Source organism: Kamptonema sp. PCC 6506 (genome assembly GCF_000180455.1).
Lineage (GTDB): Bacteria > Cyanobacteriota > Cyanobacteriia > Cyanobacteriales > Microcoleaceae > Kamptonema > Kamptonema formosum.
Window position 1 is genome coordinate 1 of record NZ_CACA01000084.1, and the last position, 17,609, is coordinate 17,609.

Genomic DNA, 17,609 nt, shown 5'->3' on the forward strand with positions numbered 1-17,609 from the left:
ACAGTTAACAGTTAACAATTAACAATTAATATTAATTGCGATGATTATTGGTGTAAGGAATTCTGGCTCCGGCCCACTGAAGTTTTTCTCTTAAGGTGCGGTAATAAGAATAGTTTTCGCGCAAAATGATAAATTTTGCATTACAGTCTGCCATCCGCACGTCTACGCGATGTCCTGGCCAGATGGCAGTAGCCATAACGCCATCCATCCAGAGCTTAGTAGTTAGATCGTAGTCGGCTAGTGGCCAGATGCTAACTACGGAGCCGGAAGGCAGAAGAATTGGGCGACTGGAGAGGCTTAAAGGGCAAATCGGAGTAACTGCGATCGCTTCCATTCCGGGGTGTAGGATGGGGCCATTGGCAGAAGCCGTGTAGCAAGTCGAACCTGTAGGAGTAGCGACTATTAAACCGTCTCCTTGATATTGATCGACTACTTCGCCGTCTACCTCCATTTCGAGGATAGAAGTCGGCATTCTGTCAGCGGAGGCTGGCTTGACGCACATTTCATTGAGGGCGAGGAAGCGATCGCTTACTGGTTCCATGTTAGTGCGATCGCCCTCAAATACGGCCGCCTGTAACATCATCCGCTTCTGTACAGCATAGCGATCTTGCAACAACCGATCCCAAACCTTTTCACTGTCCTTAAAATCTTCAAAAGATTCAGTTAAAAACCCCAAATGTCCGCCCACATTCACCGCTAAAATGGGGATGTTATCGGGAGCAAGATGTCTAGCCGCAGCCAAAGCCGTACCATCACCGCCGAGCACTACTGCTAGGTCGATCTTTCCCGTGCTAGAAGCCAAAAATACTGGGTAGGGGTTATCCTTCGCGCCGGATGGCCCCATCAAAACGTGACAACCCCTACTTTCCAATTGCCTCGCACACTGTTCGGCCCACTGCTGGCTTTGGGCATCTCTAGCTTTGTGGGCGATGATTACCTGTTTGAGCTGCACGTTTTTACTCTAATAGGACTTGGATTAGTACCATTGTGTCATTAGGAGTCTTGTGAAGCAATGTTGTTGAGAGTTTTGAGTTTTGAGAGATGGCTTCGTTCCTCGCAACGGGCTTTACCCTGTGGGTAGTCTTGGCCAAAACCGTAGGTAGAAGGTAGAAGGCAGGAGGTTGGTTGTATGAAGTTCACTCAATCTAGGAAAAATAGTCAATTACTTGAAAGCGATCGCGCTTAAGCTAAATTAGAACTATAAGACGCTGTTTACTCAAAAGAATGGAAGAAGAGAAAGTTGTGTTTAATTTATCTCCTGTTTTTCGAGAATATCTCAGAAATTGCAGTTAACTGTTGACAGTTAACCAAAGTGCGATAAAATTAGAAATAACTACGTAAAGGAATCTTTATTAATTGAATTTCTAGACCATTAATTAAGATGAGTAAAAATCATAAGGTAAGGTTTTTCAATTCAAAAAATGGCTAATTTACCAGAGGAGATAGTTACAAGAGTTTTTAGCTTACAACGACAAATGCTAGTGTTGATGGATGAAGCCGGAGCAGCAGAATTAGCACTTTTTGAACGAGTAGGCGAAACAGAGGCAACGCTGCCCGAATTAGGGGAACTCCAAAATATTAGAGAACGTGCTGATGGTTACTACTCGCGTTTTTCTACGGTGTTGCGACGGATATTTGATTCTCAACCGAGGGCGAACAGTGCTAACCTAGAATTACTAGCTAGGACAATCTCAGAAGTTCAAGTGAATGCTGAGGCGATGCGAGCTAGTATTGAAGAAGTTAAGAGAAACTGGAACTTGCTATGACTAATGAAGTGAAAATTCCTGACGAAGAAGCCAGGGCGCGTTCTGTCGAAAAAATGCGATCCCTCTGCAAGCGAATTGACAGTAATTTTTTAGAATTAGATGAATTAATTGCTAGTTTGGAAGCAGACATTCGCAACAGCCCTCTGATTGCTTATCGTTTAGGAAAGATAAAAAAGGAATCGGTAAATGGTTAACTGTTTACCGTTTTTTGCATAAGTCCTAAAATTCATTAGTCCTCTGAGCGAGGACTTTAGTTATTAGCCAGGGGTTAAAACCCCTGGCTGTTTTCAGCTTAAGATATAATTCTCTGACCATTGCCAGTAAGTAAAGCAAGGATTATCTGCTTTTACAGCCACAGCTCCGATATATCCTAAAACAGGAGTTAACTGCTGCAAAAACCAAGGTTTTGCTGCTTGATAATTGCCCTGAATGGTTAATATTTCAGGAGGTTTGTTTGGGGAAAATAAGATTTCAAACCGATCTAAACCAAAGGCTAATCCTTCTCCTATTGCTTTTAGATAAGCTTCTTTACAAGTCCATAATTCAAAGAATGCTTCTGGTTTTTCTGAGGGAGAAAGTTCGCTCAGCCACGCATATTCTTTGGCTGAAAAGAAGCGTTGAGCAATTTGTTCGGCATCGGCAATCGGATGAATTTTTTCGATATCAATGCCAATTTCGCGATCGCGGGTAATGGCATACAAGGCAACTTTACCAGAGTGAGATAAGTTAAATTTGAGTTTTTTAACTCCACAACTTTCTGCTATTTCTGGTTTGCCTCGACTTCCATAATTAAACTGTATTTGCTCTGGAGCTATCTCTGAGTAGCGGCTTAAAATTGCTCTTAAAATTCCGCGAGAAGCGATGAAAAATTGTCTATGTTCCTCAAAGTGAAATCGCTCTGCTCTAATTTTCTCGTCACTAGATAGTGTTAGAGAAAATATCTCAAGTTGCTCAGGAGGTAAATCGAGAGCAGCATACCAAATATGGATGTCATTACTAGATAATGTCAGTTCTGCAATGGGAGCATTCCAGAGGCAATCAGAAACATTCATGTTTAGTGTAATTCAACAGAAAAATCATAATCATATCCCTTGAAATTCGAGTCAAGTTGTAAAGTGTAGTCGCCCGTAGCTGGGATTTTTCCTGTCCACTCTGTTTTACCTTCTACATCGCTAGCTCCGCCTAAAATTTTACCATCTGGTGTTAAAATTAATGGTAAAACTTGTTGATGATTAGTGAGTATCATCGTCTGACCTTTGGTAGCATTAATTAGGTAAGAATGGCTACCACCGCCGATGATTTTACCTTGGACTATTGCCTCACTTCCTCCCGCAACAAAACTAATTCTCTGCTTGACATTTGGACAACTACTTTTTGTACGATTTTTGGCAATCCAACCCGCGATCGGATCGCTAATTTGCAACCAACCATTTTGTTCATCAGCGACAGAAACAAAGCTATTATTTCTGAGCGTACCGACTATTTTGCTCTCGCTTACCTGTGGGCGATCGCGCACATTTAGCGGAGGGTTGGGGTCAGCTACTAAGGCCATACTAATTTTACACCCCGAATCTGGCGGGGAGACCACTATTGGCTGAGGTTTAGGAGTGGTAGGCGGGGAGGCGGCTGGCTGAGGTTTGGGGGATACTGGGGTGTCCGCCACTGGCGATACTGGATTGATATCCGCTTGCGGGTTTGGTACTGGGGATGATAGAACGGGAGGATTAGAGGGTTGGGGTGGTAATTCAGAGTCAGTGAAACTCGATTGGGACTGAATCGTGGCAACGGTGACACCAAGGGCGGTGGCAACTCCAGCTAAGCCTGCTATGATGAATTGGCTAGGTTTGAAGGACATAACTTATACCTCTTTATGAAGACTAATAATTTTTGTTGCAAATTTCGGCTTTAAAGCCTTTTATTTGTTTTAAAAGTTACAGAGGTTTGGCTAACTTTTCAGGACTTTTTATTAAAGTTTAACATTGAAAATTACCACAATCAAGACGTTAGTTATTGGTGGAGTCTATTAAGTGAATAATTTTACTGAGAGATGGCAAGAGATGATGTCCAACAAAGGTAAAATCAAATAAGTAAAATGTTAAGATTGAGTCCTCTTAGAGAAAAATCATCTCGCGAGAAGTTACTAGACGAAGTAAAGCGGGAAGTGAAAGCGGGGCGATCGCAGTCCTTGCACAAAGCTGTGTTGGTTAATTTACACGCAGACAAGCCGCCGCAGCAGTTTAGGCGATCGTGGGACATCGATCTGAAAATCGGCAGCCGCCCCAGCGTTCAGGTGCCGCAAAAGGCAGGAATTATGCAACTTTTCGACCGTATGGGTGGGAAATTGGTGATTTTGGGGGCAGTTGGGGCGGGCAAAACGACAACTTTGCGGGAACTAGCAGCGAAACTGGTGAATAGGGCGGAAAATGATGCAAATTTGCCCTGTCCGGTGCTGTTGAACTTGGCTTCGCGGAAAGATGATTCTCGGGCGATCGCGGATTGGGTAATCGAGCAAATTCACCTTAAGTATAACATTCCCGTTAATATTAGTCAACAGTGGCTTGCTCAACAGCAATTATTGCCATTATTAGATGGATTAGATGAAATTGAAGGTGAGCGACATGAAAATTTAATTCAGAGTATAAATAAATTTATTGAAGATTTTCAACCTAATCATCTAGTTATATGTAGCAGTTTTGAATCTTACAAAAAGTGCCAAAATAGATTCCGATTGCAAGCAGCAATTTTGTTAAAACCGCTGACCCAAACTCAAATTCGCGAGTATTTAATAGCTGCTAGAAGTCGAGAGCTATGGTACAATATTGAACGGGAACCTGAATTGTTGAAGTTAGCCAAAACACCGTTGCTATTAAGTCTGTTGACTTTGGCTTATGAGGAAATTTTAATTGAATCTTGGAAACGACTTCCTTCTACTGAGGCGCAGCGCCAGTATTTGTTAAATGCTTATATTCGCCGCCAGATGACACGGGAAATTAATCAGCAATGGTATCCTAAAGGTAAGGAACCGCGACCAGAACAAATTCGGTACTGGTTAGTATGGTTGGCTAAAAAGCTGGAAACAGAGAATTTGACAGAATTTTCTGTGGCAAAAATTACATCTAGTTGGTTGCAAACAGAACAGCAACAGCAAATATGTCTGATTGGAGTCATAGTAATTACTGGGTTAATTTTAAGTTTAACTGCGGGTATCGTAGGAGCAATTGTTGCGACAATCTTCGAGTTAAGTTCGGGAATAATTTTTGGGATAATTGCTGCCTGCATTAGCGGTTTATTTATCAAAATACCTGCTATTGAAAATTTTATGGTGCGAGTAGTGCTTTGCCGATACGGGTATATTCCCTGGAATTATCGGCGTTTCTTAAATTATGTCAGTGAAAGATTGTTGCTACAAAAAATTGGAGACGATCGCTATCATTTTATTCACAATTTGTTGCAACAACATTTTGGTGAAATGTGATGAAACACAGTAATGTCACCCTCTGGGCGGCGTTACAATTTTAGCGTTGAGGGCAGAGGCAATTTCTCCCCAATTTTATACTGACGTTTCTCGATCAAACGCTTTAATTCTGCAACGCGATCGCGCGGATTTGGATGAGTAGCTAAAAAAGGTATAATATCCCCACCCTGTTTCTCACTCATGCGCTCAAAAAAGTCAGTTGCTCCCCCCACATGATTATAAGTAGCTTGCAAAAGAGACAAGCCAAATTCATCAGCTTGACGTTCTTGATTTTGAGAAAATTGAGCAGTGGAGACAGTAGAAATAGTAGATTGCAGCGAGCTCAAATCCCCAAAAAAATAAGCCAGTACAACTTGCACAAGTAAACTCCGCCCCAAACTTCGTAAATGATCGCGGTGAGCAAAATGACCGAGTTCATGGCCGAGTACCATCATCAGTTCATTTTCTGATTTTGCTTCAGCAACTAAACCAGAATAAATAATCACAATATCACCCGGTATTGCTAAAGCATTGACCGTCGGCTGTGACACATACAAAACTCTGTAATTACGCCCTTCTGCTTGCTCTTTTGTTAACTTAGTTTCTAGTCGATCTAAAAGTTGATTCAGCGTATCTTGAGCCGGAGAAGGTTTAGCTATTTGCTCGTAAGCAGGAGCAATTAATTTACCAAGCTGTTGTTCTGCACTAACAGGAATTACCCATACTAAGCTATCGACTATAAATAGTATAAAGCAAATCGATCCTACAAGCAACCCTAAAAAGATTGTCAGAATTATCAATAACTGGCGATTGCTAGTTGGGGAATTTCTAGAGCTAAATTCATCATCAGGCATGATCTATAAATAGGTTTAGTTATTGCTTTTAACTGGACGGAAAGGATTCAAAAAATTAAGCAAAGGAAACAGATTTCGCGACTGCACCCACAGACGGCCTTGACCTTGGAAGCGACACACCAATCCTTCACCACCTAGAATCCCCGTTTTCAGACTTTTAAAAGATAAGCCGCCCATCATTTCCACATTATAGTTGAGAGTATCTTCAAAGGCGACAATGTAACCTGTATCGACAACATGATCGCCATCAATAGGAATTTCAACAATTGCCCCGTAGGAAGAAAACCAAAAATCTCCTTTCCCAGTAGCTTTAATTAAAAACAGCGATTCACCACTAAAAAAGCCTTTAAAATCTTGAAATTTTGTGTCAATAGTGACAGTGGGGCTAGAAGCAACAAACCCGGAAGATTGAACCATTAAATTATTACCATTACCATTAAGATAATAATGCTGAATATCTCCGGGTACTCCTGGCGAGACAAATAATTGCCCAGGTTTTCCTTCGGCGGTAAACTCACTGATAAATAGCGATTCACCCCCTAACATTCGACCAATTCCTTTCATTAATCCCCCTTGCACCTTGGATTTCATTTTGATACAGGAATCCATAGCTGCCATTGCTCCCGATTCCACAAAAACAGTTTCATTTGCCTTGAGGTCTAACCGTAATGAAGCATAGGAAGGGGAATGCTCAATAGTGTAATCAATTTCATTTTTCATGGCTGTTTCTCCATCGCCTTACTAAAATTCTCTACCAATATTCTCACTTAACAGTTAACAGTTAACAGTTAACAGTTCTATTATCGAGGCGGTAACTGAGGGCCAACTAATTGACCAAAAGCCGTCGCATTGTGAGTTTGACAGAATAATCGCCCTTTTCCTTTAAACCGACAAACTAATCCTTCACCACCTAGAAAAGCACCTAGCCAGCTAGAACCTGGCTTGCCAATTGTAAAGTTCAGGGTTTTTTCAAAAGCGACAATATGACCAGTATCTACTACATATTCGCCATCAACAGGGATTTCATAAATTGCTCCAAAAGAACTCAGGAGTAAATCGCCTTTGCCGCTAATATCTAACCAGAAAATTGATTCTCCCGAAAATAAAGATTTAAAACCTTGAAATCCCAACTCAATATCAACATCAGAACCGCTAGCTAGATAAGAAGTAGCCTGTACTACCAATCCCACATTAGAAACTTGATAATGGCAGATATCTCCGAGCAGTTTAGGAGCTAAAAATAGTTCACAGCCAGCAGTAGGAGAACGAAAAACGCTTAAGAATAAAGATTCTCCTGCGATCGTACGTTTAAGTCCGCCTAAAATGCCACCACCTTTACCTTGCCGGAGAGTAGTGCTAACATTAATATAACCGTTCATCGCAATCATCGCACCTGCTTCTGCTACTAATTCTTCGCGAGCATCGAAGGTGACACGCGCAATTGCACTATCAGGTTGCTGCAAAATTTGGATATCCATTATTGCTGCCTCTATTGCAAAATTAAAAGAATTTTGGACGTAAAAATCTAACTAAACCATCTATGCTGCGAGACTGTAAATAAATATCCCCAGTGCCGGAAAGTTTGTTAACGAATCCTTCCCCTGATGTGACTGAACCAAATAAGCCTCCAGCCAAAGTAACGCTCATTTTAATCCCTGGTTCGTAGGCGACTAAATGACCGCTATCAACCACAAATTCACCTGTAATTTTTTTATTCGTAATGCCACCATAAGCGCCGAAGAAAACCAGACCTTTGTTTTTACTACTAACTTTTAACTTGAACAATCCTTCGCCAGCAAACCAACTAGAAAAACCCGCCCAGCCGACACCGATATTTAATCCTTTAGTATGGGCAATATAAGCACCAGATTGAAAATATATCTCGCGATCGCTTTTTAATTCTATGGCTTCTATATCGCCAATAGTAGGTTGAGTTAAGATGACTTGTAGGGGTTCTTGCGTTTCATTGATGAACTTATTGACAAACAGAGATTCGCCGCCAAAAAACTTTTTGAGTAAGCCAGAGAAGAAGCCGCCTGAAAATTCAGTTTTTATAGATAGTTTTCCATCCATGCTAGTCATAGCCCCCGCCTCGGCGGTGATACTTTCTCCGGGGTCTAGGGTGATGAAAATAGCTGCAAAGGATGGTTTATAACGAATTTTATATTTCACAGGGTAATCTCCTTTAGAGACTGGTGAAGATAAATACAATTCTGTCAAAACTTGGCCTAACTAATTCCATTTTTTAACAAAAATATACATAGCTTGCTGATTTCCTAAACACTAGAGCAAAAATAATTGTGGAGTGAATCGGCATTTGCCCTTAGCAATCAGGCAGTATTTTCTGTGATAAAATAATGCCTGATTGTGATTTTTTAGTTATTATTTAGTGGTATTTTTGCCTTTTGAAATATCTGCTCTGCGGTAAATTCTAGTCCTGCAAACAGTGAATCTGTTAGCAGTGTATCTCCCATATAAGTCTGTGGTGGTGCATCGGGATAAAAAACAGTAATACTTCTAGCTTTGCTATCTACCACCCAAACCCGCAATACATTAGCATCTAAATAATCTCTTGCTTTAGCCGCCATTTGTCCAAAAGTTTGTCCAGGTGAAATAATTTCTATCACGAGTTCTGGTGGAACAGAACAAGCTCCATCTTGATCCCAGTCATCTGGTAAGCTTTCATTAGAAATATATAAAAGGTCTGGTATTGGTGCCCAATCTCGCCCTTTTTTACTTAAAGTGACAGCTAATTCTGGACATACTTCTCCCCGTCCATCAGACCAATTTTCAATTAGATTAAGGAATGTACGGGTGAGCTTGGAGTGAAATTTTTTTGGAGACATCTTTGGTACAGCCTGACCATCAATAAGTTCATAGGTAATATCACTCTCAACTGGCGGGAGACCCAAAAACTCTTCGAGTGTTAATCGGCTTGTGATTTGCACTATTTTTTACCTAATTATTTAGTGGTATTTTTGCCTTTTGAAATATCTGCTCTGGGGTAAATTCCAATCCTGCAAACAGTGAATCTGTTAGCAGGATATCTCCCATATAAGTTTGGGGTGGTGCATCGGGATAAAAAACAGTAATACTTCTAGCTTTGCTATCTACCACCCAAACCCGCAATACCTTAGCATCTAAATAATCTCTCGCTTTAGCCGCCATTTGTCCAAAAGTTTGTCCAGGTGAAATAATTTCTATCACGAGTTCTGGTGGAATGGGACAGGCTTCATCTTGATTCCAGTCTGCGGGTAAGCGTTCATAAGAAATATATAAAAGGTCAGGAGTCGGTACCCAGGCTCGACCTTTTTTAGTTAATTGAATAGCCCATTCTGGCAAGACTTCACCGCGTCCTTCACACCACAAATCGATTAGATATAGTAGTGTACGGGTAAGCTTAGAGTGCGAAAATTTTGGAGACATCTTTGGGACAGCCTGACCATCAATAAGTTCATAGGTAATATCTCCCTCAAGGGGGGGGAGAGCGAAAAACTCTTGTAGTGTTAGTTCGCTTGTGGCTGACATTGTTTACCTCGCTCAACTAGGAAATAGTTTAGCATTATTCTAGATTGAATTCAATGACAATAAATATTTGTGTGCGGATGGCGAAGCGATGGTATATAATTCATAACTATAGCAGTTTCATAATGCGCTAGGTAATTCAGGATGCGGGAACCTCAACCCCGAAAACGATTTGCTCAACATTGGCTCAAGAGCGAAAAAGCTTTAAATCAGATTGTTAAAGCGGCTGATTTGTCGCAGGATCGCGTATTAGAAATTGGGCCTGGTACAGGAATTTTAACTCGGAGCTTATTACCTGCGGCGCAGTCAGTTGTGGCTGTGGAAATCGATCGCGACTTATGCGAAAAATTAGCAAAGCAACTGGGTAAAGTTGACAATTTCCTACTTGTCCAAGGCGATATCCTTGCAATGGATTTAGAGGAGCAATTAGCTGCGTTCCCTAAATTCCAAAATCCTAATAAAGTCGTTGCCAATATTCCTTATAATATAACTGGGCCGATTATTGAAAAACTACTAGGTAAAATCTCAGCTCCGGCAGCTAAACCTTTTGATTTAATTGTGCTGCTCGTACAAAAAGAAGTTGCAGAAAGGCTGTATGCTAAACCTGGTTCCAGAGCCTTCGGTGCGCTGTCAGTGCGAGTGCAATATTTAGCTGAATGCGAGTTAATTTGCGACGTACCAGCTAAGGCATTTTATCCGCCGCCCAAAGTGGATTCTGCTGTAGTGCGGCTGCGTCCCCGGATGGTGGAACCGCAAGCGATTAACCCCGTACATTTAGAGAGTTTAATTAAACTCGGCTTTGGTAGCAAGCGTAAGATGTTGCGTAATAATTTAAAAGGAACAATTGAGTTAGAGCGACTCGCTCAATTACTAGAAAAATTACAAATAAATCCTCAATGTCGGGCTGAAGATCTAAGTGTAGCTGAATGGGTAGCTTTAGCTAACAACTTAGAGGTAGAATTGGGGAGAGAATTATACACCGGTGAGTAGCCTATGAAGTTCTGCATAGTTTTATGTTAAGCAATGAAGAAGGATTGATTATGGTCGCAGACTGATGTAAATTAGCTCAGAACAAGGGAATTACGTCCCAAATCATCCATACTTATGCGCTCATATTCTCTGATTGCTCCCGCAAAAATCAATCTATACTTAGAAATCATCGGTGATTCGCCTAGCGGCGGCTATCACGAACTGGCAATGGTACTTCAAAGTATAGATTTAGCCGATCGCATCGACTTGCGGCCCATCGGTACAGAAACCATCCGCGTCCGCTGTGACGATTCCCAAGTCCCCGCTGACAAAAATAACCTCGCCTACCGCGCCGCCGACTTGCTAGCTAGGCAATTTCCCACTGCTTTTGCTCGCTACGGCGGCGTGGAAATTGTGATTCACAAACACATTCCTGTAGCAGCAGGTTTGGCTGGCGGATCGGCAGATGCGGCCGCTGTTTTAGTGGGGATGGATTTGATGTGGCAACTCGGACTTACGCACTCAGAATTGCAAGAATTGGGTTCTCAATTGGGTTCGGATATCCCTTTTTGCATTGCTGGTGGTACTGCTTTAGCAACAGGTAGAGGTGAAGAACTTTCACCCTTGCCGGATTTAGATAATCTCTATGTTGTGCTGGCAAAATATCGCAATTTATCGATTTCTACGGCCTGGGCCTATCAAACTTATCGGCAACAATTCAGCAGTTCTTATTGTGCGCCGGATGATGTAGAATGTCGCCGACAACGGGTACATTCTGGGCAGATGGTAGCCGCGATCGCCCACAAAGATGCAGCAAAAATTGGGCAATTATTGCACAATGATTTAGAGAAAGTAGCCTTGCCTGTATATCCTCAAGTATTGCAACTGCGAGAGGTTTTTCAGTCACTAGGGGTTGTGGGAACGATGATGTCTGGTTCGGGGCCTACGGTGTTTGCTTTAACGGAGTCTCTGGCAGAAGCAGAACAGGTTAAAGAGCGGGTAAAAAGTGCGATCGCATCTCCCGATTTAGACCTGTGGGTGGCAAAATTTAGTAATACTGGCATTCGCATTGCATCTGATTAAACTATGACTAATCTAACTAATCCAACTCCCAATTCTCAACCGCCTAATTCTGCGGAAGAAACAAGTATTTTGCGGTGCATTACTGGTTCGATGATTGCTGGTGCATTCGCATCTGGTCTCTATTTATTAACGGCATCAATTGCCCAGACATTTGCTAACAAACCAACTCATTCTGACAATATCACGGTGATTAAAATCGCCTCTGCTGTGCGAACCTTAGTCGTAGGGATGGCTGCACTAGGAACAGGCATTTTCGCCTTGGCAGCTCTGGGTTTGATGGGGTTAGCGGTGCAACTTTTGATTCAGCGGTTGATAAAACGATTGAAGAAAGATGCAAGTATTTAATTCGACATTGCCAGTAATGAAGTTTCCAATCAGTTACAATTTTTACTAAAAAATTATATAGAAGTGTAATATTTTAGTGAGATTGAGCTAAAATTATTTGATATAGTCAAATTTTAGGGAATCTTGCATCTGACTGGATTAACAGTGAATCAAACTCTTGGACATCAGCCGCAAGTGGGGTTTCCCCGGATACCGCCATCTCTCCAACTGCGGCAATATCAACAGCAAGCTATCGCTAATTGGTTTGCCAATAATGGGCGCGGTACGCTCAAAATGGCCACAGGAAGTGGTAAGACAATTACAGCACTAGCCATCGCTTCTGAACTATATCAAAAAATCGGTTTACAAGGTCTCATTGTTATTTGCCCCTATTGTCACTTAGTCGCACAATGGGCGCGGGAATGCGAGAAATTTGGAATCCAACCGATTTTAACTTTTGAAAATGCCCGCAGTTGGCAAAGTCAACTAGCTGCGGGTTTGTATAACGTGCATTCTGGTTCCCAACCTTTTCTCGCGGCGATTACTACTAATGCTACTTTAATGGGAGAAAGTTTACAGTCCCAACTGCGCTATTTCCCAGATAAAACTTTGATTATTGGAGACGAAGCTCATAACCTGGGTACACCTCGTTTAGAACAAAGTTTACCGCGAAATATTGGACTGCGCCTCGCTCTTTCTGCTACTCCCCAAAGACACTTTGACGAACAGGGAAGCGAGGCTATTTTTGATTATTTTGGCCCCGTTTTGCAGCCGGAATTAACATTAGGAGATGCTATACGTCAGGGAGCTCTAGTTCACTATCTATACTATCCCCTCTTAGTAGAACTGACAGAATATGAAGCTCAAGTCTATAAAAAATTAACCAAAAAAATTGGCTGGGCTTTGCTAACTGGTGGAGAAGATATTGAGGATATAGATGTTAAGCCATTGCTGATGCAGCGAGCGCGGTTAATTGGAGCAGCCGCCAATAAATTAACCGCATTGCGGCAATTAATGGCAACGCGAAAACATACCAATCATACATTATTTTATTGCGGAGATGGTTCCGTAGAAGGAAGCTCTAGCAAAATTAGCGATCGCCAATTATCAGAAGTTACTAGAGTGCTAGGCTCTGAAATTGGCTATCGGATTAATACATATACTGCGGATACGCCTTTAGCTGAAAGAGAGCAATTGCGGCGGCAATTTGAAAGTGGAGAATTGCAGGGTTTAGTAGCAATTCGCTGTTTGGATGAAGGTGTTGATATTCCCGCAATTCGCAATGCAGTTATTTTAGCAAGTAGTAGCAATCCCCGTCAATTTATCCAGCGCCGAGGGCGAATTTTACGGCCGCACCCCGGTAAGGAACGTGCTACTTTATTTGACATGATAGTATTACCTCCCGACTTGGGTAGAGAAACCCTAGAAGTTGAACGTAACCTCTTGCGAAAAGAACTCAAGAGATTCCTAGAATTTGCGGATTTGGCAGACAACTCAGGAGCAGCTAGGACTAAATTGTTACAACTGCAAACCCGATATGGATTGTTAGATATTTAAAATCTTATAAACCTGCTATTCTTATTATAGACCATTAGCGTTTTGAGTTTGTAAAACTTGACACATTTAGGAAATATGACTATGGCATTTAGATACGAAGACAATTTTATCAGCGCAATATCAACGAACATTTTAGCTGAAAAGAATTCATCTTATAAGCTTAAGGTAGATTTGGGAGACGTGCAAGAACCAATTACCAGCGCACCTGAAGAAGTATGCCAAATCATCGAGCGGGTATTGCAAGCTGAGAAAGATAAGCTTTATATGAAACCACCCCGCAATATTAATGAAGACATCTTGAAAATTATCAAGGAGGTAATTAAATGAAACTAAACTCAATTAAACTTTATAATTTCCGTCAATTTTATGGCAAAACTCCAGAGATTACCTTTGCCTCTGGAACTCGGAATACCACAATGATTCATGGCAACAATGGATCAGGAAAAACAACGCTAATGAATGCGTTTACTTGGGTGTTATATGAAAAATTTAGCGCTGCTTTCGCTGCTCCAGACCAATTAGTAAATAAACGGGCAATTAATGAAGCTGAACCGAATAAAGCTATCGAATGTTGGGTTGAAATTGTGTTTGAGCATGGTGGTAAACGCTATCAAGCAAAACGGGTATGCCGCGCTTATAAAAATGATACAAATGTTGAGCATGGCAAAACTCAATTGCTGATGCAAATAGCGCAAGATGATGGTCGTTGGATGTTTCCGTCGGAACAACCAGATGATATTATTGGGCGAATTTTGCCAGAAAGTCTGCATCAATATTTTTTCTTTGATGGTGAAAGAATTGAGCAAATTGTCCGCACTAATAAGAAAGCTGAAATTGCTGAGGCAACTAAGGAATTGCTAGGTGTAGAGGTTTTAAATCGCTCGATTAGACATTTAGGAGAGGCGAAAAAGTCTCTAGAAACAGATTTGAAAGTTATTGGGGATACACAAACCAAGAAATCTTTAAAGGAAAAGCAAAAGTTAGAAAAAGAGGTGGAAAAACTTTCAAGTCGCCAAGTTGAAATCGCTCAGGAGTTAGCACACCAAGGTGAGCTAAAAAAAGCAATTAACAGCCGTTTGCTGGAACTTAGCGGTGCGGGAGAATTGCAGCAATTGCGGGCTGAGCTTGAAGCTAGTGCAGGCTCTATTAAAGAACAGTTAAAACAGGCGAGAGAAGCCTTAAAACGAGCGATTACCACACGAGGATATACTGTTTTTATTGCTGATATGACGGTGGAATTTCGACAAGTTTTTGATGGTTTGCGAGCGAAAGGAGAATTGCCAATGGGTATTAAACGGCAATTTGTGGAGGAGTTATTAAAAAGACAGCGCTGTATCTGTGGTGCAGAGTTAATTGATGGCACTCACGCTCATTTTGAGGTAAATGGTTGGATGGATAAAGCGGGAACTGCTGATGTGGAAGAAACAGCAATTCGCACGATTGTGCAAGTGGAGGAACTTGAGAAGCAAGTTCCTGATTTGTGGGAGGAACTTGACAGACAGCAAGAGAATATTAAGTATAATCGCACGGAGCTTTCTCGGATTGAGACGCAGTTAGATGACATTAATAAAAAATTGCGAAATTATCCAGATGAAGATATTAGTAAGCTGCAAAAACGCCTGGATGAAATTGAATCTAAAGTTAGTGAATTTAATCGCGAAACGGGTTCCAATCAGCAAGAAATAGATCATCTTACTCGTGAAATTGAAGGTTTAGGTAAACAGATTGATAAGCAGCAAATGAATGAGTCTCGGCAAGTTTTGGCTCAGAAACGCATTGCTGCCACTCAAGATGCTGTTGATAGATTGATTGAGGTAAGATCCCGTTTAGAGAAACAGTTTCGTTTGCAGTTAGAAAAGCGAGTGCAGGAATTATTTAGTCAAATTTCTTTCACTCCCTATCTCCCTAAGCTGAATGAAAAATATGAGATCAATTTAGTAGAAAATACAGGGGGTGAGGAAATTAGCGTTGCAGCTTCTACTGGTGAAAATCAAATTCTGAGTTTGTCGTTTATTGGTGGTATCATTGAGGGGGTACGGGAGTGGAGTCAACAGAATACTTTAATGGGGCCAGATAGCAGCACTTTCCCGATAGTAATGGATTCCCCTTTTGGTAGTTTGGATGAAATGTATCGGCGAAAAGTTGCGAAGACGCTGCCAAGATTGGCGAATCAATTGGTAGTTTTAGTTACAAAGACTCAGTGGCGGGTAGAAGTTGCGGAAGAAATGAGTAATCGCACAGGTAGGGAATATGTTTTAGTTTACAATTCTCCTAAGCCTGAGTGTGAAGAGGATTCGATTGAGTTGGCAGGCGTGCGTTATCCTTTGGTTAAACAAAGTCCGAATGAGTTTGAATATACGGAAATTGTAGAAGTAGATTATGATTTTTAGTTTGGTACTTACGCAGTTTTTGAGGCAGATAGTTTAGTGAACGCTAAAAAGATTAAGTGATGGGAGAAAAGAGGTATTTATGACCCCAAAATTATGTTACTCTGAACATAGTAGTAAAATTTATCACCACAAATAAAGGAGAAATCAGATGTTTTCTGATATTGAAAATCACTGGTCAAAAAAGTGTATCCTTGCTCTAGCCCAAAAAAATTTAGTCAGTGGGTACCCCGATCGCACTTTTCATCCTAATGCACCCCTAACTCGCGCTGAATTTGCTGTGTTAATGGGCAATATTTTCCACTATGCTGAGCCAATTCAGAACCCGATTTCTTTCAAAGATGTTACTAATAATCATTGGGCTTATAAAGACATTCAAAATGCTTCAACTAAAGGATTTTTAGCTGGCTATCCCGACAAAACTTTTCAACCAGAACAACTAATTTCAAGAGTACAAGCATTTATTGCGTTGGCAGCACAACTTAAGTTAAAAGTTCCTGAAAAATCTGAGGAAATCCTCACAAATTATTTTGACGATGGAGCGGGAGTTCCACAGTACGCTCGCAAGATGATGGCAGCCGCAACTAATGGTTTTCTAGTAGTTAACTATCCGAATTCAAGGCAGCTAAAACCGAATAAAAGTGCAACTAGAGGAGAGATGGCTGCTTCTCTCTGTCAAGTATTAGGCATTCCTTTTATTGTCCCGTCGCAGTATTTTGCTAAGGGTAAATTGTTTGCTATCGCACCCCAATTTGACTATGCTAGACCTTTTTCTAAAGGTTTAGCACAGGTAATAATCGGTGACAAAGAGTATGCGATCGATAAAATAGGCAATTTGGTTGACCAGTCTTATACGGAGCCTCAAGTAGCTAATAATTCTAATCTCCAACCATCATTGGTAGGTGAAAAAATTGGTTATGTAGATAATAAGAATAAATTGATTATTCCGCCAGAATTTGATGAAGCAAGGGAATTTTCTGAGGGTTTAGCGGCGGTGAGAGTTGGCGCTGAATGGGTGATAGAACCAAGAGGAAATGATGGTTCTGGTTCACCGGCTGAATATGTTAGAGTTTTAACTGGTGGCAAGTGGGGATATATTTTCAATCCTCTCTCTTAAAAGGTAAAATTTTTAGTTAAATTTGCAGTAAATAATTGATTTAAACAATGACTACTAATCGTATTAATGTTGCTAAAGATAAAGCCGATTTAGTCAAAGCTTTAACAGTAGCAGAGGGGAAAACTGGCCCTTTCCAGACTTACGCAGACGTGATAGTATTTGCCGCTGCTTTGGGGTCAAAACGGAAAAAGCGCTTACCTCTTAAGGAAATTTCTAAAAGAGAACCTGGGCCCATTGGGCTAGAAGTTTTTGTGTCTAGGGGTTACGATAGTATAATTAAGTTAATTGCGGTAGCAGAAACTAAAGACTCAAAAATTCTCTCCTATAATGATGCCACCTTAGAAGAACAGAGGCTTACTATTTTTGAAGAATATGCTAATGGAGGTTTGGAAATATTGCGAGAAGAATTACGAGGTGCTGGTGATTATTTAGATCAGCTTTTATTGATGCTTATTGGTGAAAGATTTAAGGAAGAATCGACAGAGCAAAGTTTTGATTTAAGGAGATTTTTATAGATACATAATGGCAGAAATAGGATTTAAATCCTATTTCTACACTCTCACATCTCTTCAG

The 17,609-nt window shown here is 41.1% G+C and carries 20 protein-coding genes; 11 read left to right on the forward strand and 9 right to left on the reverse strand.

What is annotated here, in order from left to right:
- Window positions 1-31 precede the first annotated feature (31 nt).
- Window positions 32-952, reverse strand: coding sequence for an NAD(+) kinase (locus OSCI_RS04325; protein WP_007353651.1), 921 nt, complete (start codon window positions 950-952; stop codon window positions 32-34).
- A 469-nt stretch (window positions 953-1,421) separates the two neighbouring features.
- Here OSCI_RS04325 and OSCI_RS04330 point away from each other — a divergent pair, with 469 nt between their 5' ends.
- Together OSCI_RS04330 and OSCI_RS04335 are read left to right on the forward strand one after the other, a co-directional pair.
- Complete coding sequence (locus tag OSCI_RS04330) at window positions 1,422-1,766, forward strand: hypothetical protein (protein WP_007353652.1); 345 nt, start codon at window positions 1,422-1,424, stop codon at window positions 1,764-1,766.
- On the forward strand, window positions 1,763-1,960 hold the full coding sequence (locus tag OSCI_RS04335; RefSeq protein ID WP_007353653.1) for a hypothetical protein: 198 nt from the start codon (window positions 1,763-1,765) through the stop codon (window positions 1,958-1,960). The genes OSCI_RS04330 and OSCI_RS04335 overlap by 4 nt, the downstream gene beginning before the upstream one ends.
- Before the next feature lie 93 nt (window positions 1,961-2,053).
- Here the strand turns inward: OSCI_RS04335 and OSCI_RS04340 are convergent, their stop codons facing one another.
- Complete coding sequence (locus OSCI_RS04340) at window positions 2,054-2,818, reverse strand: 4'-phosphopantetheinyl transferase family protein (RefSeq protein ID WP_007353654.1); 765 nt, start codon at window positions 2,816-2,818, stop codon at window positions 2,054-2,056.
- Between the two features lie 2 nt (window positions 2,819-2,820).
- Window positions 2,821-3,621: an SH3 domain-containing protein gene (locus tag OSCI_RS04345; protein ID WP_007353655.1), complete on the reverse strand. Its 801-nt coding sequence runs from the start codon at window positions 3,619-3,621 to the stop codon at window positions 2,821-2,823.
- 237 nt (window positions 3,622-3,858) lie between these two features.
- Between OSCI_RS04345 and OSCI_RS04350 the strand changes: the two genes are divergently transcribed.
- Window positions 3,859-5,241 carry an NACHT domain-containing protein gene (locus OSCI_RS04350; RefSeq protein ID WP_007353656.1) on the forward strand — a complete coding sequence of 461 codons (1,383 nt, stop codon included), beginning with the start codon at window positions 3,859-3,861 and terminating at the stop codon, window positions 5,239-5,241.
- A 32-nt stretch (window positions 5,242-5,273) separates the two neighbouring features.
- Here the strand turns inward: OSCI_RS04350 and OSCI_RS04355 are convergent, their stop codons facing one another.
- The 6 genes from OSCI_RS04355 to OSCI_RS04380 form a co-directional block, all read right to left on the reverse strand.
- Complete coding sequence (locus tag OSCI_RS04355; protein ID WP_007353657.1) at window positions 5,274-6,074, reverse strand: M48 family metallopeptidase; 801 nt, start codon at window positions 6,072-6,074, stop codon at window positions 5,274-5,276.
- Between the two features lie 15 nt (window positions 6,075-6,089).
- On the reverse strand, window positions 6,090-6,794 hold the full coding sequence (locus OSCI_RS04360) for a TIGR00266 family protein (protein ID WP_007353658.1): 705 nt from the start codon (window positions 6,792-6,794) through the stop codon (window positions 6,090-6,092).
- Window positions 6,795-6,874: 80 nt separating this feature from the next.
- A complete protein-coding gene (locus tag OSCI_RS04365; RefSeq protein WP_007353659.1) occupies window positions 6,875-7,552 on the reverse strand; it encodes a TIGR00266 family protein in 678 nt (225 codons plus the stop codon).
- Between the two features lie 22 nt (window positions 7,553-7,574).
- On the reverse strand, window positions 7,575-8,246 hold the full coding sequence (locus OSCI_RS04370; RefSeq protein WP_007353660.1) for a TIGR00266 family protein: 672 nt from the start codon (window positions 8,244-8,246) through the stop codon (window positions 7,575-7,577).
- 203 nt (window positions 8,247-8,449) lie between these two features.
- Window positions 8,450-9,022 carry a Uma2 family endonuclease gene (locus OSCI_RS04375; RefSeq protein ID WP_007353661.1) on the reverse strand — a complete coding sequence of 191 codons (573 nt, stop codon included), beginning with the start codon at window positions 9,020-9,022 and terminating at the stop codon, window positions 8,450-8,452.
- A 10-nt stretch (window positions 9,023-9,032) separates the two neighbouring features.
- Window positions 9,033-9,602: a Uma2 family endonuclease gene (locus OSCI_RS04380; RefSeq protein WP_007353662.1), complete on the reverse strand. Its 570-nt coding sequence runs from the start codon at window positions 9,600-9,602 to the stop codon at window positions 9,033-9,035.
- 141 nt (window positions 9,603-9,743) lie between these two features.
- On the opposite strand from OSCI_RS04380, the gene rsmA reads away from it, so the two are divergent.
- The 8 genes from rsmA (at window position 9,744) to OSCI_RS04420 (ending at window position 17,551) form a co-directional block, all read left to right on the forward strand.
- Window positions 9,744-10,589: a 16S rRNA (adenine(1518)-N(6)/adenine(1519)-N(6))-dimethyltransferase RsmA gene (rsmA, locus tag OSCI_RS04385; RefSeq protein WP_007353663.1), complete on the forward strand. Its 846-nt coding sequence runs from the start codon at window positions 9,744-9,746 to the stop codon at window positions 10,587-10,589.
- A gap of 114 nt (window positions 10,590-10,703) precedes the next feature.
- A complete protein-coding gene (ispE, locus tag OSCI_RS04390) occupies window positions 10,704-11,651 on the forward strand; it encodes a 4-(cytidine 5'-diphospho)-2-C-methyl-D-erythritol kinase (RefSeq protein ID WP_007353664.1) in 948 nt (315 codons plus the stop codon).
- Between the two features lie 3 nt (window positions 11,652-11,654).
- Entirely contained in the window at window positions 11,655-11,996 is a 342-nt protein-coding gene (locus OSCI_RS04395) for a DUF3082 domain-containing protein (RefSeq protein WP_007353665.1), read from the forward strand.
- A gap of 144 nt (window positions 11,997-12,140) precedes the next feature.
- Window positions 12,141-13,532, forward strand: coding sequence for a DNA phosphorothioation system restriction enzyme (locus OSCI_RS04400; RefSeq protein ID WP_007353666.1), 1,392 nt, complete (start codon window positions 12,141-12,143; stop codon window positions 13,530-13,532).
- Window positions 13,533-13,613: 81 nt separating this feature from the next.
- On the forward strand, window positions 13,614-13,859 hold the full coding sequence (locus tag OSCI_RS04405) for a hypothetical protein (RefSeq protein ID WP_007353667.1): 246 nt from the start codon (window positions 13,614-13,616) through the stop codon (window positions 13,857-13,859).
- A complete protein-coding gene (locus OSCI_RS04410) occupies window positions 13,856-15,922 on the forward strand; it encodes an AAA family ATPase (protein WP_007353668.1) in 2,067 nt (688 codons plus the stop codon). The genes OSCI_RS04405 and OSCI_RS04410 overlap by 4 nt, the downstream gene beginning before the upstream one ends.
- Before the next feature lie 148 nt (window positions 15,923-16,070).
- Window positions 16,071-17,036, forward strand: a complete 966-nt coding sequence (locus OSCI_RS04415) for an S-layer homology domain-containing protein (RefSeq protein WP_007353669.1) — start codon at window positions 16,071-16,073, stop codon at window positions 17,034-17,036.
- Between the two features lie 47 nt (window positions 17,037-17,083).
- Window positions 17,084-17,551 (forward strand): DNA phosphorothioation-associated protein 4, encoded by a 468-nt coding sequence (locus OSCI_RS04420; protein ID WP_007353670.1) that lies wholly within the window; start codon window positions 17,084-17,086, stop codon window positions 17,549-17,551.
- Window positions 17,552-17,609 lie beyond the last annotated feature (58 nt).

Excerpts from the sequence above, each read along its gene's own strand:
- OSCI_RS04330 (WP_007353652.1), top strand. The coding sequence starts at position 1,422 with ATGGCTAATTTACCAGAGGAGATAGTTACAAGAGTTTTTAGCTTACAA.
- OSCI_RS04335 (WP_007353653.1), top strand. The coding sequence starts at position 1,763 with ATGACTAATGAAGTGAAAATTCCTGACGAAGAAGCCAGGGCGCGTTCT.
- OSCI_RS04340 (WP_007353654.1), bottom strand. The coding sequence starts at position 2,818 with ATGAATGTTTCTGATTGCCTCTGGAATGCTCCCATTGCAGAACTGACA.
- OSCI_RS04345 (WP_007353655.1), bottom strand. The coding sequence starts at position 3,621 with ATGTCCTTCAAACCTAGCCAATTCATCATAGCAGGCTTAGCTGGAGTT.
- OSCI_RS04350 (WP_007353656.1), top strand. The coding sequence starts at position 3,859 with ATGTTAAGATTGAGTCCTCTTAGAGAAAAATCATCTCGCGAGAAGTTA.
- OSCI_RS04355 (WP_007353657.1), bottom strand. The coding sequence starts at position 6,074 with ATGCCTGATGATGAATTTAGCTCTAGAAATTCCCCAACTAGCAATCGC.
- OSCI_RS04360 (WP_007353658.1), bottom strand. The coding sequence starts at position 6,794 with ATGAAAAATGAAATTGATTACACTATTGAGCATTCCCCTTCCTATGCT.
- OSCI_RS04365 (WP_007353659.1), bottom strand. The coding sequence starts at position 7,552 with ATGGATATCCAAATTTTGCAGCAACCTGATAGTGCAATTGCGCGTGTC.
- OSCI_RS04380 (WP_007353662.1), bottom strand. The coding sequence starts at position 9,602 with ATGTCAGCCACAAGCGAACTAACACTACAAGAGTTTTTCGCTCTCCCC.
- rsmA (WP_007353663.1), top strand. The coding sequence starts at position 9,744 with ATGCGGGAACCTCAACCCCGAAAACGATTTGCTCAACATTGGCTCAAG.
- ispE (WP_007353664.1), top strand. The coding sequence starts at position 10,704 with ATGCGCTCATATTCTCTGATTGCTCCCGCAAAAATCAATCTATACTTA.
- OSCI_RS04395 (WP_007353665.1), top strand. The coding sequence starts at position 11,655 with ATGACTAATCTAACTAATCCAACTCCCAATTCTCAACCGCCTAATTCT.
- OSCI_RS04405 (WP_007353667.1), top strand. The coding sequence starts at position 13,614 with ATGGCATTTAGATACGAAGACAATTTTATCAGCGCAATATCAACGAAC.
- OSCI_RS04410 (WP_007353668.1), top strand. The coding sequence starts at position 13,856 with ATGAAACTAAACTCAATTAAACTTTATAATTTCCGTCAATTTTATGGC.
- OSCI_RS04415 (WP_007353669.1), top strand. The coding sequence starts at position 16,071 with ATGTTTTCTGATATTGAAAATCACTGGTCAAAAAAGTGTATCCTTGCT.
- OSCI_RS04420 (WP_007353670.1), top strand. The coding sequence starts at position 17,084 with ATGACTACTAATCGTATTAATGTTGCTAAAGATAAAGCCGATTTAGTC.